Source organism: Enterobacteriaceae bacterium Kacie_13 (assembly GCA_013457415.1).
Classification (GTDB): domain Bacteria; phylum Pseudomonadota; class Gammaproteobacteria; order Enterobacterales; family Enterobacteriaceae; genus Rahnella.
Window position 1 is genome coordinate 3432028 of the sequence record CP045665.1, and the last position, 14577, is coordinate 3446604.

General features: G+C 54.2%; 13 protein-coding genes. 8 read left to right on the forward strand and 5 right to left on the reverse strand.

The genetic code is table 11. The annotated features are described in order from the left end of the window. Positions 1-30: 30 nt before the first annotated feature. The 3 genes from GE278_15655 to GE278_15665 form a co-directional block, all read right to left on the reverse strand. Positions 31-930 carry a Dyp-type peroxidase gene (locus GE278_15655; protein QLK62118.1) on the reverse strand — a complete coding sequence of 300 codons (900 nt, stop codon included), beginning with the start codon at positions 928-930 and terminating at the stop codon, positions 31-33. A 105-nt stretch (positions 931-1035) separates the two neighbouring features. Further along, complete coding sequence (locus GE278_15660; protein QLK62119.1) at positions 1036-1662, reverse strand: RpoE-regulated lipoprotein; 627 nt, start codon at positions 1660-1662, stop codon at positions 1036-1038. A gap of 148 nt (positions 1663-1810) precedes the next feature. Next, positions 1811-2254: a DUF2919 family protein gene (locus GE278_15665; protein QLK62120.1), complete on the reverse strand. Its 444-nt coding sequence runs from the start codon at positions 2252-2254 to the stop codon at positions 1811-1813. A 167-nt stretch (positions 2255-2421) separates the two neighbouring features. On the opposite strand from GE278_15665, the gene GE278_15670 reads away from it, so the two are divergent. Next, a complete protein-coding gene (locus GE278_15670; protein ID QLK62121.1) occupies positions 2422-2823 on the forward strand; it encodes a YgiW/YdeI family stress tolerance OB fold protein in 402 nt (133 codons plus the stop codon). An 87-nt stretch (positions 2824-2910) separates the two neighbouring features. Here GE278_15670 and GE278_15675 read toward each other — a convergent pair whose 3' ends face one another. Next, positions 2911-3336: a GNAT family acetyltransferase gene (locus tag GE278_15675; protein QLK62122.1), complete on the reverse strand. Its 426-nt coding sequence runs from the start codon at positions 3334-3336 to the stop codon at positions 2911-2913. Between the two features lie 277 nt (positions 3337-3613). Between GE278_15675 and amiA the strand changes: the two genes are divergently transcribed. From amiA to rihB, 4 genes are all read left to right on the forward strand, one after another. Next, positions 3614-4498: an N-acetylmuramoyl-L-alanine amidase AmiA gene (amiA, locus tag GE278_15680; protein QLK62123.1), complete on the forward strand. Its 885-nt coding sequence runs from the start codon at positions 3614-3616 to the stop codon at positions 4496-4498. Between the two features lie 180 nt (positions 4499-4678). After that, positions 4679-5644, forward strand: coding sequence for an oxygen-dependent coproporphyrinogen oxidase (hemF, locus tag GE278_15685; GenBank protein ID QLK62124.1), 966 nt, complete (start codon positions 4679-4681; stop codon positions 5642-5644). Next, a complete protein-coding gene (locus GE278_15690) occupies positions 5644-6093 on the forward strand; it encodes a YaiI/YqxD family protein (protein ID QLK62125.1) in 450 nt (149 codons plus the stop codon). The genes hemF and GE278_15690 overlap by 1 nt, the downstream gene beginning before the upstream one ends. A gap of 47 nt (positions 6094-6140) precedes the next feature. Next, entirely contained in the window at positions 6141-7088 is a 948-nt protein-coding gene (gene rihB / locus GE278_15695; protein QLK62126.1) for a ribonucleoside hydrolase, read from the forward strand. A 208-nt stretch (positions 7089-7296) separates the two neighbouring features. Here rihB and GE278_15700 read toward each other — a convergent pair whose 3' ends face one another. After that, the gene (locus GE278_15700; protein QLK62127.1) at positions 7297-9576 is read right to left on the reverse strand and encodes an NADP-dependent oxaloacetate-decarboxylating malate dehydrogenase; all 2280 of its coding nucleotides are present in this window, start codon (positions 9574-9576) and stop codon (positions 7297-7299) included. A 399-nt stretch (positions 9577-9975) separates the two neighbouring features. On the opposite strand from GE278_15700, the gene tal reads away from it, so the two are divergent. The 3 genes from tal to yegD all read left to right on the forward strand — a co-directional run bounded on the left by tal (position 9976) and on the right by yegD (position 14563). Further along, positions 9976-10929 carry a transaldolase gene (gene tal, locus GE278_15705; protein ID QLK62128.1) on the forward strand — a complete coding sequence of 318 codons (954 nt, stop codon included), beginning with the start codon at positions 9976-9978 and terminating at the stop codon, positions 10927-10929. 62 nt (positions 10930-10991) lie between these two features. Further along, entirely contained in the window at positions 10992-12986 is a 1995-nt protein-coding gene (gene tkt, locus GE278_15710; GenBank protein QLK62129.1) for a transketolase, read from the forward strand. A gap of 224 nt (positions 12987-13210) precedes the next feature. Continuing rightward, positions 13211-14563 carry a molecular chaperone gene (gene yegD, locus GE278_15715; GenBank protein QLK62130.1) on the forward strand — a complete coding sequence of 451 codons (1353 nt, stop codon included), beginning with the start codon at positions 13211-13213 and terminating at the stop codon, positions 14561-14563. Positions 14564-14577 lie beyond the last annotated feature (14 nt).

Below are 14577 nucleotides of genomic sequence, written 5' to 3' on the forward strand. Positions count from 1 at the left end.
GCGCGCCCGGAAAGGACGCGCACAGAGAGTTTACAGCGCTAACAGACGGGTCAGAGAAGGCGCGAAATAATAGCTACCGGTCACCGGACGGGTGAAGCGCAACATAGCGTCGCGTTTACCATCCAGATCGCCAAACATGCTCAGCAGTTGTTTCTCGATGTTCCACAACCGCGCACAATAGCTGATGAAGTATAAACCGTGCTCGCCGCTGGCGGTGCCGTACGGCAGGCTCTGGCGCAGAATTTTCAGGCCTTTGCCCTCTTCTTTCAGATCAACGCGACTGACGTGTGAAGTATCAGGACGAGTTTCTGAATCCAGTTCTTCGTCGGTCAGTTTGGTGCGGCCAATCACTTCTTCCTGCTGTTGCACGGAGAAGCGTTCCCACTGCACCAGATTATGTTTCCAGCGCTGAACCATCACGTAGCTGCCACCGGCATCAACGCTACCTTCAGGAATGATCGCCACCTGCGCACGGGCTTCGGCTTTCGGATTTTCTGTACCATCGACAAAACCACTGAGATCGCGCTCTTCGATTGCACGAAAACCGTGAGTTTCCTCTTCCACCACAATGGATGTCCCAAAGGCTTTTAGCGCCGCCTGCGCCAGCGCAAAGTTAACGTCATGGCGCAAGGACTGAATATGCAGCAACATATCGCGCTGCGTAGCCGGTGCCAGCCCTTTGCCGAGCGGCACGAAAGATTTCAGCTCATCCGCGCCCTGATTGCAGGAAAGGTCGCGCCAGACATCGTGACCAAATGCCACCACCGCGCCGAGATGTTGATCAGGAAACTTTTGCTGCAACTCTTCGAGCGCAGCAACAAATGTCCGGCAGCCCTGCCGGAGCGCATCCAGGTCGCCCTGAGCTTTCGCTTCAATGTAAATGGCGAAACGGCAATGTTCGGGCAAGATGCCGCTCTGAACCTGAGTCATGTTTTCATCCTCGTTAATTTGACCGGCGATATCATACCGGATGTCAACAAAAATGCCTTGCGCGAAGGCAAGGCATTGAGGATTTAGTGAGGCAAATTTCAGGTTTTATTGCGCAGCTGCGGCCGCGGGATGAGCGCGCCAGATAATTTTGCTGACTTTCCAGTCTTTGAGCGAATCATCCGCAGGCATCAGAGAATCCGGGCCGTGCCAGATACCGCTGAACACGTAGGTAACGTGCGTACTTTGCGGCGCTTTACACTCGATGTTTTGGGCATCGTCACTCTCACCTTTCACGCAAACATCAAAGGCTTTAGTGTAGAGATCGCTAAACGGCGTACCGATTTTCACGCCCCATTCACTTTCGACTTTAGGATCTACCACGTCAACGCGCTGCACGGTGCCCTTAGGCTCGCCGCTTAACGACATTTTCACGTCTTTATCATTCATCGCCTGATAGAAGCTCAGCATTTTGCCATTGCTCATCGACATGCCGCTGCGCAGGGTATAGTCACCGTCCAGCGCATCTTTAATGGCTTCTTCGGTCAGGGGCGTACTGGCGGTGATTTCACCGACACCCTTGTCGGACACGGTCAGACTACTACCAAACCAGTTAAGCGGATTGAAAGATGACCAGGACACGCTCGGCATCGACATGTGTGACATTGACGAACAGCCGGTGAGGATCAGAGGCAGCGCCAGCAACAGCGGGCGAACCTGTATGCGAACAGTCATTCAGTACACTCCTTGACGGCCCGTTCCCGTTGGCCGGTGCGGCCTGACGGATAAACCGGCAGCATAAAAATGGGATATTTAGCTGTTTTATAGCTTTACGAAATCAGCGCCAGTTCGAGTGCTTTCTTAGCGTAAAAGTTCAAAAGCATCACACCAGACGTTGCCCCGCATCGAAACAGGCTCGCAGACGGCGGCTCAGCAGCCAGTATGCCAGCGCGGCAGCATCGAGCAGCGCCAGAACGATATCGACACCGGAAATCATATCCGTACTTTGCCACAGCGCGAGTGCCTGCAACGCGAACGTCACAAACATGCCCGCCAGCAATAACCAGTAACCGGCCTGCCAGATACGCGGAAATACATGACGGCGGCCGCTGAGCAAAAAAATCAACGCGGGCGGCAGGCCGAGCAAAATGCCCGACCAGAAACTACGGGTATCAGGGTAGAAGAGCGCCAGCAAATCACTGCCCTGCTGACGCGACGCGCCTGCCATCACAAACAGTAACCAGGTTCGCGCCTGTAAAATTAAAATCGTCCAGAACCACAGCGGCAATCGCAACATACCGTGGTCGTTATAATCATCCGGGTTCATAAAAGAGGACAACATTCCTGCACATTAAGGGAAATTAAACAATAATCATGGCAGCTTAAGAAACCGTTAAGAACACTCTGTTTTAATGGTTCTCAACGCAGCAACCCATCAAAAGATGCCATAGTTGCTGACACTCACCAGAAACAGTTAATTAAGGAAGACCTATTATGATGAAGAAGATCACTCTGGCAACCCTCATCGCACTTTGTTCAGCGACGGCCTTTGCACAACAGACCGGCGGCTTTAACGGTCCTTCAGCGCAGGAAGCTCAACCTCAGGCCGCACCGCAGGGCGGATTCACCGGAACAACCGCACTGAGCACGGTGAAAGATGCGCAAACCATGAAAGACGATCAATGGGTGATGCTGGAAGGTTTTATCGATCAGCGCATCGACCATGACAAATATATTTTCCGCGACAGTACCGGCACCCTCAACGTAGAGATTGATGGCAAACGCTGGCAGGGACAGGACGTGTCGCCAAAAGATAAAATCCGCATCGAAGGTAAAGTCGATAAAGACTGGAACTCTGTGGAAGTAGACGTCAAAAGCGTAAAAGTGATCAAATAATCTCGCCGGTTATGCCCTGACGTAAAAAAAGCCCCGACGGTGAATCACCTGCACCTGTCGGGGCTTTTTATTGTATGCGCGAGGAGATCAGTATTCCTGATCTTCAATCAGCCGTTTACCCAGCAACAACGTATCTGAAATCTCATAGCCGAGCTTTTCATACATACTGACGACCGCATCGTTTTCAGCGCGCACCATCAAATTGATTTTCGGACAGCCGCGCGCGATAAGCTTCTTTTCCAGACGGTTGACCAGCGCATTGGCAATACCGCGCCCGCGATAGTCAGGATGAACGCCGAGATAACCCGCTGAACCGCGATGGCCATCGTAGCCCCCCATCAGCGTGCCGACCACTTCTCCGCCAACTTCCGCCACCAGGAAAAACTCCGGGCTGTGGTTAATTTTGCGCTCAATATCCAGTTCCGGATCATTCCACGGACGCAGCAGATCGCAGCGTTCCCATAAGGTCAGTACTTCTTCGAAATCTTCTTGACGGTATACGCGAATTTCCATCACTGTCGCCACGGGTAATAAAGGGATGATGTAATTATCGCGCGATCTGCTTGATACGCAACATCAAAATAGAAAATTGTGCATTTAATAACCACATCTGTCTGGTCATTTTCACTGCCCAACAGCGAGTTAATCATTAATTTGAGAAATATTTGCGCGGCAAAATATTCATTCGCGACACAAAATTCATAAAAAGTAATAGTTCTCAGATCGAAACTATAAAAAAGATACTCTATAACATAGGGCATTCTGCACTTATTCTGACGGTAATGGACTGATGTTAAACCCTCTGAACAAATTTCTGCATTTCCAGCCTCTGCCTGCCGCCGCTACCCGCCGCCAGCTTCTGTTGTCCGGCCTGGGTTTAGCCATTGCGGCTTTTGGTTCCCGCTCCGCCAGCGCCGCGCAGCAGGAACACATCACCAAATCGGCTCCGGCACCCAAGCCGCCCGGCTCTAAAAAACTGGTGATGATCGACCCCGGCCACGGCGGGATTGATTCCGGGGCAGTCGGCCACGAAGGGTCTGAAGAGAAACACGTAGTGCTGGAAATCGCCAATTACGTGCGCGCAATACTCGGTGAGCAGAGCCACATCGAAGTCAAACTGACCCGCGATTCCGATCATTTTATTCCGCTGTATCAGCGCGTCGAGCTGGCACATCAGCATCAGGCGGATCTGTTTGTATCGATTCACGCCGATGGCTACACCAGCCCGAGCGCATCCGGTGCCTCGGTGTTTGCACTCTCCAATCGCGGAGCCAGCAGCGCGATGGCGCGATATATGTCGAAAAAAGAGAACGACGCCGATCTGGTTGCCGGGGCGAAGTATGCCAAAGAAGACAATAATTACCTGCAACAGGTTTTATTCGATCTGGTGCAAACCGATACCATCAAAAACAGCCTGACGCTCGGCCACCACGTACTTGACCGCATCCGCCCAATCCACCACCTGCACAGCCAGCAGACTGAACAGGCGGCGTTCGCGGTGCTGAAATCACCGTCGATCCCGTCAATTCTGGTGGAAACCTCGTTCATCACAAACCATCAGGAAGAGCAGTTGCTGAGCACCACGGCATTCCGTAAAGAAATAGCGCAGGCGATTTCGCAGGGCATTATCAATTTCTTCAGTTATTTCGATGCCAACGAACGCAAACCCCGATAACCTTCATCCTTCATCCTTCATCCTTCAAGCTTCAGGTGCGTTGGCTGCTCTCCCTCACCCGAATCACTGACATAAGTTAGCTCATGGGATTCGCTCCTTTGCCGCCTTCCTGCAACTTGAATGATTTTGGGTATATAATATCGTTCACTTTTCTTTGATTCAGCGCCCGCAAGGCGCTGAATGTCTTTTCAGTCAACGTCTGCGAGTTTGCCCGTGAGCCAATCGATTCCCGACATCCAGCAAGTTAAAACCTTCCTGCTCAAATTACAGGAGCACATCACTGAGCAACTGGCTGCCGCCGACGGTCTGGGCCAGTTCGCCGAAGATCAGTGGGTGCGCGAAGAAGGCGGTGGTGGCCAGAGCCGGGTGTTAACCCACGGCGCAGTCTTCGAGCAGGCGGGCGTCAACTTTTCGCATGTATCGGGCGCCACGCTTCCGGCCTCAGCCACTGCCCACAGACCGGAGTTGGCAGGACGCAGCTTCCAGGCGATGGGCGTTTCGCTGGTCATTCATCCGCTGAATCCTTACGTGCCAACCAGTCATGCCAACGTGCGTTTTTTCATGGCTGAAAAAGACGGTGAAGCGCCAGTGTGGTGGTTCGGCGGTGGATTTGACCTCACGCCTTACTACGGATTTGAAGAAGACGCACGCCACTGGCACATGACGGCACAGCAGCTTTGCCAGCCGTTTGGTGATGACGTTTATCCGAAATACAAAAAGTGGTGCGACGACTACTTCTTTATCAAACATCGTAACGAGGCACGCGGTATCGGCGGCCTGTTCTTCGACGATCTGAACACCCCGGATTTCTCAACGTGCTTCGACTTCATGCAGGCAGTGGGCACCGGCTTTACCGACGCTTATCTGCCGATTGTCGAAAAACGCAAAGCGCTGCCGTGGGGCGAACGCGAACGCCAGTTCCAGCTCTACCGCCGTGGCCGTTACGTGGAATTCAATCTGGTATGGGATCGTGGCACGCTGTTTGGCCTGCAAACCGGTGGCCGCACGGAATCGATTCTGATGTCGATGCCACCGCTGGTGCGCTGGGAATACGGTTATCAGCCAAAAGCAGGAAGCCCGGAAGCCGCGCTGTACACCGATTTCCTGCCGGTACGCGACTGGCTGGCTGACGGAGAGCAACGATAATGCAAATTTGGGTCGATGCCGATGCCTGTCCGAACGTTATAAAAGAGGTTCTTTTCCGTGCCGCCGAACGAACAGGCATGATGGTGACGCTGGTCGCGAACCAAATCATCCGTACACCGCCGTCCAAATTCCTGCGCACGCTGCGCGTGGAGGCCGGTTTTGACGTCGCCGATAATGAAATAGTTCGGCGTACTGAACAGGGAGATTTAGTGATCACCGCCGATATCCCGCTGGCAGCCGAAGTCATCGAGAAAGGCGGCGTCGCGCTCAATCCGCGTGGCGAACGTTACACAACGGAGACTATTAAAGAGCGCCTGAACATGCGTGATTTTATGGACACCATGCGCGCCAGCGGCGTGCAGACCGGCGGACCACCTGCGCTCAATCAGCGCGACCGTCAGCAATTCGCCAATGAACTGGATAAATGGCTGCAACAGGCCAAACGCTAAATCCGGTCAGGCAAACCGATTTACCCTACACATTAAAGGAATAAAAAATGGTCAAAAAGATCATCCTCGATTGCGATCCGGGGCACGATGACGCCATTGCAATGTTACTGGCGCACGGTAATCCGGAGATCGAGCTGCTTGCCGTCACCACGGTGGTCGGTAATCAAACGCTGGAAAAAGTTACCCGCAACGCCCTCGCAGTGGCGCGGGTCATCAATCTTACCGGAGTGCCATTTGCCGCGGGAGCAACCCGCCCGCTGGTGCGTCAGGTGGAAATCGCCGACGAAATCCATGGGGATTCTGGCCTTGACGGTCCGGTGCTACCGCAAGCAGCCATTAGCCTCGAACCGGTTCACGCCATCGATCTGATCATTGATTTGATCATGTCGCATCCGCCGAAAACCATCACGCTGGTGCCAACCGGCGGTTTGACCAATATTGCGATGGCAGTTCGCAAAGAGCCGCGCATTGCCGAGCGCGTCAAAGAAGTGGTGCTGATGGGCGGTGGTTATCACGTTGGTAACTGGAGCGCAGTAGCGGAGTTCAATATCAAAATTGACCCGGAGGCCGCGCACATCGTCTTCAACGAAAAATGGCCACTGACCATGGTCGGGCTGGATTTAACCCATCAGGCACTGGCGACGCCGGAAGTCGCGGCACGCATCGCTGCAGTCGGTACGCAACCGGCAAAATTCGTAGGCGAGCTGCTCGATTTCTTCGGCCTGAGCTACAAAGACCGTCAAGGTTTTGATTCTCCGCCGGTGCATGACCCCTGCGCCGTGGCTTATGTGATTGATCCGAACGTGATGACGGTGCGCAAAGTGCCGGTAGATATCGAGTTAACCGGCACGCTGACGCTGGGCATGACCGTTGCCGATTTCCGCGCCCCACCGCCGCCTGACTGCCATACGCAGGTCGCAGTGAAACTCGATCATCAGCGTTTCTGGGATCTGATCGTCGATGCGCTTGAGCGGATCGGCGAAGTGAAATATTGACGTAATGATGTTTGAGTCAGATAAGAAACTGTCAGCAGCGGTGAAAACAGGCAGATCGTAAAGACGCCGTGAAATTATCCCTGATGGCTCGCACCGCGCCATCCATGGCGCGGACGCTTTACTCTTCTTCCTGTCTTCAACTGCGGTGATTGGACTTAGTAATCTGATTGGCTTCCTGCGGGATGCCCTTTTGCTTATTTAACAAAACTTATAGTGGCTCGGTTTGCGCCTCGACCACCGCCAATGCCACCATATTTACAATGCGTCTGACCGAGGCAATTGGCGTCAGAATATGCACCGGTTTCGACACCCCCATCAGCACCGGCCCAACGGTCACCCCTTCTGAACTGGAAACCCGCAGCAGGTTATAACTGATACGCGCCGACTCCATGTTTGGCATAATCAGGATATTGGCAGCCCCTTTCAGCGGACTGTCTGGCATGATGTCCTGGCGGATGCTTTCCACCAGTGCGGCATCGCCGTGCATCTCTCCGTCGATTTCCAGATCCGGCTCGCGGGCGTTCACCAGTTCCAGGGTTTTGCGCATTTTCAGCGCCGCCGGACTGTCCGAAGTACCAAAACTGGAATGCGATAACAGCGCAACTTTCGGTTCAATACCAAACCGTCGCACCGTTTCTGCCGCCATCAACGTGATTTCCGCCAGCTGTTCCGCCGTCGGATCGTCATTGACATAGGTATCGGCGATAAAGGTGTTCCCGCTCGGCAGCAGCAACGCATTCATCGCCCCTGCAACGTGTGTGCCTTCGCGGAAACCGAACACGTTTTCGACAATGTCATAATGTTCATGGTAAGTGCCGACAGTACCGCAAATCATCGCATCGGCTTCGCCGCGTAATAGCATGATGGCGGCAATCAGGGTCGGGTTACCGATCACCGCCCGCCGCGCCTGCTCCTGTGAGACGCCACGGCGCTTCATGCGCTCATAATATTCGCGCCAATACTCGTTAAAGCGCGGATCGGATTCGTTGTTCACCACTTCGAAATCCCTGCCCGCTTCCAGTTGCAGACCGAGTTTTTTGATGCGCATTTCAATGACGCTCGGCCTTCCGACCAGAATCGGTTTCGCCAGCCCGAGGGAAATCAGCTCCTGCGTCGCCTGCAACACGCGCTCCTCCTCTCCTTCGGCCATTACCACGCGTTTAGCGTCTTTTTTAGCCTGCGAGAAAATCGGTTTCATGAACAGATTGGTTTTGTAGACGAACTCAGACAACTTCTCGACGTAGGCATCGAAATCAGCGATGGGCCGCGTCGCCACGCCGGAATCCATCGCCGCTTTTGCGACTGCCGGGGCGATTTTCACGATAAGCCGCGGATCGAAGGGCTTAGGAATGATGTACTCAGGCCCAAAAGACAGCTCCTCTTCCCCATACGCCGAAGCCACCACATCGCTTTGTTCGGCCATCGCCAGGTCGGCGATCGCATGCACGCAGGCCAGCTTCATTTCCTCATTGATGGTGGTCGCGCCAACGTCCAGCGCCCCGCGGAAAATGAACGGGAAGCACAGCACGTTATTCACCTGATTCGGATAATCCGACCGGCCGGTACAGATAATCGCATCCGGGCGCACAGCTTTGGCCAGCGGCGGCAGAATTTCCGGTTCAGGATTGGCGAGCGCCAGAATCAGCGGATCTTTGGCCATGGTTTTCACCATGTCCTGCGTCAGTACGCCCGGCCCGGAACAGCCAAGGAAGATATCCGCCTGCGGGATCGCATCAGCCAGTGTGCGCTGTCCGTTATCCTCAATGGCATAGGCCGCTTTAGTTTCGGCCATATTCTCTTCGCGCCCCTGATAAATCACACCGCGAGAATCGCAGGCCGTGATGTTGTGGCGTTTCAGCCCCAGCGCCACCAGCAAATTGAGGCAGGCAATAGCCGAAGCCCCCGCGCCTGACACCACCAGCCGCACATCGGAAATATTTTTCCCAACCACGCGCAGGCCGTTCAGCACCGCAGCGGTACAAATAATCGCGGTGCCGTGCTGATCGTCATGGAACACCGGAATGTTCATACGTTCGCGCAGTTTTTTCTCAATGTAGAAACATTCGGGCGCTTTGATGTCTTCCAGATTGATGCCGCCGAACGTCGGCTCAAGCGCGGCGATCACGTCGATCAGTTTGTCCGGATCAAGCTCGTCTATTTCGATATCAAACACGTCGATACCGGCGAATTTCTTAAACAGCACGCCCTTGCCTTCCATCACCGGCTTACCCGCCAGTGCCCCGATATTGCCCAGGCCGAGCACCGCCGTGCCGTTGGAAATCACTGCCACCAGATTGCCCTTAGCGGTGTATTTATAGGCCGCCAGCGGGTCTTTTTGAATTTCAAGACAAGGGGCCGCCACACCGGGAGAGTACGCCAGCGCCAGATCGCGCTGCGTGGCGAGCGGTTTGGTAGGTGAAACCTGAATTTTCCCGGGCACCGGGAATTCGTGGAAATCGAGCGCACTTTGTTTCAGTTGTTCGTCCATCGTAGGGTCCTTTTTGTGTTTCTTATTTTTTGTAGGGGTACAGACCGGGAAAACCGCAACATTTGGTTCACCAACGCTTTCAGTTTTCCCGCACAACAGTATAGATAACCTGCCACGACAGAGGGTGAAGCGCGACCCAAACTTGCGCGTTACATTGATTACTTTTCGTTCGCGGAAGACGTCTCGCAAATTTCGACTACGCTTAAAGTTCCCTCTTGCGCAACACAGGTTGAAAGTTCAGCCTTGCGTAGGCTTTTGCTTTTCCATTGCTCTGACCCATTACAACAATCAGAGAAAGCGCATTCAAATTGTTAACAGAATGATGCAGGGTAGTAGCCCTGTGAAAAGAGACGAACGCTTCTCTTCTCGAGTCATTTTTATTGCTAAGGAGATGTTGAAATGAACCAGTTAGACGCCCTCAAAAAGCTAACGACTGTCGTGGCCGACAGCGGTGATATTGAATCCATCCGTCATTTCGAACCGCAGGATGCCACCACCAATCCATCCTTAATTCTCAAAGCCGCCGACCTGCCGCAGTATCAAAACCTGATTAAAGACGCGCTCGAATATGCCCGCAAACAAGGCGGCAGCAAAGAAGATCAGGTGATCAACGCCACGGACAAACTGGCGGTGAATATTGGTGTCGAAATTCTGAAAAGCGTCCCCGGTCGCATCTCGACCGAAGTCGATGCGCGTATGTCCTTTGACAGCGAAAAATGCCTGGCTAAGGCGCGTAAACTGATTGACCTGTATCAGGAGCAGGGGATCGATAAATCCCGCATCCTGATCAAACTGGCTTCCACCTGGGAAGGTATCAAAGCCGCTGAACAGCTGGAAAAAGAAGGCATCAACTGTAACCTGACACTGCTGTTCTCCTTTGCTCAGGCTCGCGCCTGCGCCGAAGCCGGTGTGTATCTGATCTCCCCGTTCGTTGGCCGTATCTATGACTGGTACAAAGCCAAAGAGCCAAATGCGACGTATGACGTGGAAAAAGATCCGGGCGTGAAATCCGTTCGTGAGATCTACAAGTACTATAAAGCGCAGGGTTACGAGACCGTCATCATGGGTGCGAGTTTCCGTAAAGTGGAACAGATTCTGGCGCTGGCCGGTTGTGACCGCCTGACCATTTCACCCAACCTGCTTGAAGAGCTAAAAGCCAGCGACGCGCCGGTTGAGCGCAAACTGCAACCTTCATCCGCCACAGGCAGCAAAAAGCCAGTGCCGCTGACTCAGGCCGAATTCCTCTGGGAACATCATCAGGATGCCATGGCCGTTGATAAACTGGCCGAAGGTATCCGACAGTTCGCCGTCGATCAGAAGAAACTCGAAGATGTACTGTCTGCTCAACTGTAATTTTACCCACTGATATTCCAATGGCTGCCGCCTGCGGGCGCGGCCATTCACCGGAGAAAAATATGCCTTCTCGTAGAGAGCTAGCGAATGCTATCCGTGCCTTAAGCATGGATGCGGTGCAGAAAGCGAATTCCGGCCATCCCGGCGCACCAATGGGGATGGCGGATATCGCTGAAGTTCTGTGGCGCGATTACATGAATCACAACCCGACCAACCCGCACTGGGCCGACCGCGACCGCTTTGTGTTGTCCAACGGTCACGGCTCGATGCTGATTTACAGCCTGCTGCATCTCACCGGCTATGACCTGCCGATGAAAGAGTTGGAGAACTTCCGCCAGCTGCACTCCAAAACGCCGGGCCACCCGGAGTACGGCTATACGCCAGGGGTTGAAACGACTACCGGCCCGTTGGGTCAGGGCATCGCCAACGCCGTCGGTTTTGCAATTGCCGAACGCACGCTTGCCGCGCAGTTCAACCGGGAAGGCCACGATATCGTCAACCACCATACCTACGCTTTTATGGGTGACGGTTGCATGATGGAAGGGATTTCCCACGAAGCCTGCTCGCTGGCTGGCACCATGAAACTCGGCAAACTGACTGCGTTTTATGACGACAACGGGATCTCCATCGACGGCCACGTTGAAGGCTGGTTCACCGATGACACGGCCAAACGTTTCGAAGCCTATGGCTGGCATGTAATTCGCGGTGTTGATGGTCAGGACTCTGACGCCATCAAAGCGGCGATCGAAGAATCCCACAAAGTCACTGACCGTCCTTCCCTGCTGCTGTGTAAAACCGTCATCGGTTTCGGCTCGCCAAATAAAGCCGGTACGCACGATGCGCACGGTGCTGCTCTGGGCGTGGATGAAGTAGCTGCAACCCGTAAGGCGCTCGGCTGGAACTATCCTGCCTTTGAAATTCCGCAGGATATTTATGCCGCCTGGGATGCCAAAGAAGCGGGTAAAGCGAAAGAAAAAGCCTGGGATGATAAGTTCGCAGCTTACGCCAGCGCTTATCCTTCTCTGGCGAAAGAGTTTACGCGCCGCGTGAGCGGTGAGCTGCCAGAGAACTGGGAAGCCGACGCACAGAAATTCATCGAAGGTTTACAGGCGAAACCTGCCAACATTGCCAGCCGTAAAGCCTCGCAAAACACACTGGAAGAGTTCGGTAAAATCCTGCCTGAATTCCTCGGCGGTTCTGCTGACCTTGCGCCAAGTAACCTGACCATGTGGTCCGGCTCTAAATCGCTGGGCGATGACTTAGCCGGTAACTACATCCACTATGGCGTGCGTGAGTTCGGCATGACTGCCATTTCCAACGGTATCGCACTGCACGGCGGATTCCTGCCGTACTCGGCGACCTTCCTGATGTTCGTCGAATACGCCCGTAATGCGGTGCGTATGGCGGCACTAATGAAGATCCGTAATGTGTTCGTCTACACCCATGACTCGATCGGCCTTGGCGAAGACGGTCCGACGCACCAGCCGGTCGAGCAAATGGCCAGCCTGCGCGTGACACCAAACATGAGCCTGTGGCGTCCGGCGGATCAGGTTGAATCTGCAATCGCCTGGAAATACGCCATTGAGCGTAACGACGGTCCTTCCGCACTGATCTTCTCTCGTCAGAACCTGACCCAACAGCCGCGTACCGCGGAACAGGTGGCAAATGTGGCGCGCGGCGGTTACGTGCTGAAAGATTGCGAAGGTATACCCGACGTGATTCTGATCGCCACCGGTTCTGAAGTGGGTATCACCGTCGAGGCCGCCGATAAACTGGCCGCAGGCGGCACTAAAGTGCGCGTGGTTTCCATGCCGTCGACTGACGTTTACGACAAACAGGACACGGCCTATCGTGAATCTGTACTGCCGCAAGACGTCACTGCCCGTCTGGCAGTGGAAGCCGGTATCGCGGATTACTGGTACAAATACGTTGGCCTCAAAGGCGGTGTAGTCGGCATGACGAGCTTCGGCGAGTCTGCTCCAGCGGAACAGCTCTTCAAAGAGTTCGGCTTTACTGTAGATAACGTTGTCGCGAAAGCGCAGGCGTTGCTGAAGTAATCTCGTCGTCTGACATACCCTCTCCCGGCCTCCCCCTGTCACAAGGGGAAGAGCAAATTCAAAACCGGCCGGGTCTGCTCCCTTCCCTGCAAAGGGGAGGGCTGGGGGGGGGGTATCACCGCAAACACCTTGCGTTTCAAGGGTCAGAATCCCTCCGTTTTGGTCTTGCTCTAAGTCCCTCACTCCGGTAAAGTCCCGCCCCTTCTTTGGCATGGGGATCAGTGATGTTTATTGGATTTGACTACGGTACAGCGAATTGCTCAGTTGCGGTGATGCGCGACAATAACGCCCACCTGCTGGCGTTAGAAAATAACGATCCTTATTTACCCTCCATGCTTTGTGCGCCGACTCGCGAAGCAGTCAGCGAATGGCTGAACCGCCACGGACAAGTTCCGACGGGCAGTGATGAAAATCTGGCACTGCTGCGTCGCAGTATCAGCTTTAACCGCGAGGAAGATATTCCGGTTAATGCCAACAGCGTACAGTTTGGATTGCAGGCGCTCGCCACCTATATGGAAGATCCAGAGGAGGTGTACTTTGTCCGCTCACCGAAATCTTTCCTGGGTGCAAACGGCCTGAAGCCACAGCAGATTGCTCTGTTCGAAGATCTGGTCTGCGCGATGATGTTCCACATCAAACGTCAGGCAGAATCTGTGTTACAGCAATCCATCGAGCAGACCGTTATTGGTCGCCCGATCAACTTCCAGGGCATGGGTGGGGATGACGCCAACCGTCAGGCGCAGGGCATTTTGCAACGTGCTGCAGAACGTGCCGGTTTTCGCGATATCGCTTTCCAGTTCGAACCAGTAGCAGCAGGGCTAGATTTTGAAGCAACGCTGACTGACGAGAAAACCGTGCTGGTGGTGGATATCGGCGGCGGTACCACTGACTGCTCGGTATTGCTGATGGGCCCGCAGTGGCGCGATAAAGCAGAGCGTCAGAACAGCCTGCTCGGCCACAGTGGTTGCCGCGTGGGCGGTAATGATCTGGATATCATGACAGCGTTCAAACAGCTGACGCCACAGTTCGGTATGGGCAGCGAAACCCAAAAGGGTATCGCTATTCCGGCACTCCCTTACTGGAATGCGGTCGCAACTAACGATGTGCCTGCTCAGATCGATTTCTACAGCGTCGCCAATGGCCGTATGTTGCGCGATTTAATCCGCGATGCCGCACAGCCGGATCTCATTAAACGCCTGCTGAAAGTTCAGCAACAGCGTCTGAGCTATCGTCTGGTGCGCGCGGCGGAAGAGAGCAAAATAGCGCTCTCCGAACGCGAAAGCGTCACCGCAGCGATGGACTTCATCGAGTCTGGCCTGGCAGAAACCATCAGCCAGCAACAATTGAGCGACGCTATCGCACAACCGCTGGAACGAATTCAGGAACAGGTGAATCTGGCGCTGGCAAGCAGCGACATTAAGCCAGACGTGATTTATCTGACTGGCGGCAGCGCGCGTTCCCCCCTCCTGCGTGCCGCGTTACAGGCGCAGTTGCCGGGTATTCCGCTGGTCGGGGGCAATGACTTTGGCTCAGTTACCGCTGGTCTGGCGCGCTGGGCACAAACATTGTTCCGTTAATCGTCACATTGCCG

Excerpts from the sequence above, each read along its gene's own strand:
- GE278_15700 (QLK62127.1), bottom strand. The coding sequence starts at position 9,576 with ATGGACGAACAACTGAAACAAAGTGCGCTCGATTTCCACGAATTCCCG.
- GE278_15690 (QLK62125.1), top strand. The coding sequence starts at position 5,644 with ATGCAAATTTGGGTCGATGCCGATGCCTGTCCGAACGTTATAAAAGAG.
- tkt (QLK62129.1), top strand. The coding sequence starts at position 10,992 with ATGCCTTCTCGTAGAGAGCTAGCGAATGCTATCCGTGCCTTAAGCATG.
- amiA (QLK62123.1), top strand. The coding sequence starts at position 3,614 with ATGTTAAACCCTCTGAACAAATTTCTGCATTTCCAGCCTCTGCCTGCC.
- GE278_15660 (QLK62119.1), bottom strand. The coding sequence starts at position 1,662 with ATGACTGTTCGCATACAGGTTCGCCCGCTGTTGCTGGCGCTGCCTCTG.
- rihB (QLK62126.1), top strand. The coding sequence starts at position 6,141 with ATGGTCAAAAAGATCATCCTCGATTGCGATCCGGGGCACGATGACGCC.
- tal (QLK62128.1), top strand. The coding sequence starts at position 9,976 with ATGAACCAGTTAGACGCCCTCAAAAAGCTAACGACTGTCGTGGCCGAC.
- GE278_15655 (QLK62118.1), bottom strand. The coding sequence starts at position 930 with ATGACTCAGGTTCAGAGCGGCATCTTGCCCGAACATTGCCGTTTCGCC.
- yegD (QLK62130.1), top strand. The coding sequence starts at position 13,211 with ATGTTTATTGGATTTGACTACGGTACAGCGAATTGCTCAGTTGCGGTG.
- hemF (QLK62124.1), top strand. The coding sequence starts at position 4,679 with ATGTCTTTTCAGTCAACGTCTGCGAGTTTGCCCGTGAGCCAATCGATT.
- GE278_15675 (QLK62122.1), bottom strand. The coding sequence starts at position 3,336 with ATGGAAATTCGCGTATACCGTCAAGAAGATTTCGAAGAAGTACTGACC.
- GE278_15670 (QLK62121.1), top strand. The coding sequence starts at position 2,422 with ATGATGAAGAAGATCACTCTGGCAACCCTCATCGCACTTTGTTCAGCG.
- GE278_15665 (QLK62120.1), bottom strand. The coding sequence starts at position 2,254 with ATGAACCCGGATGATTATAACGACCACGGTATGTTGCGATTGCCGCTG.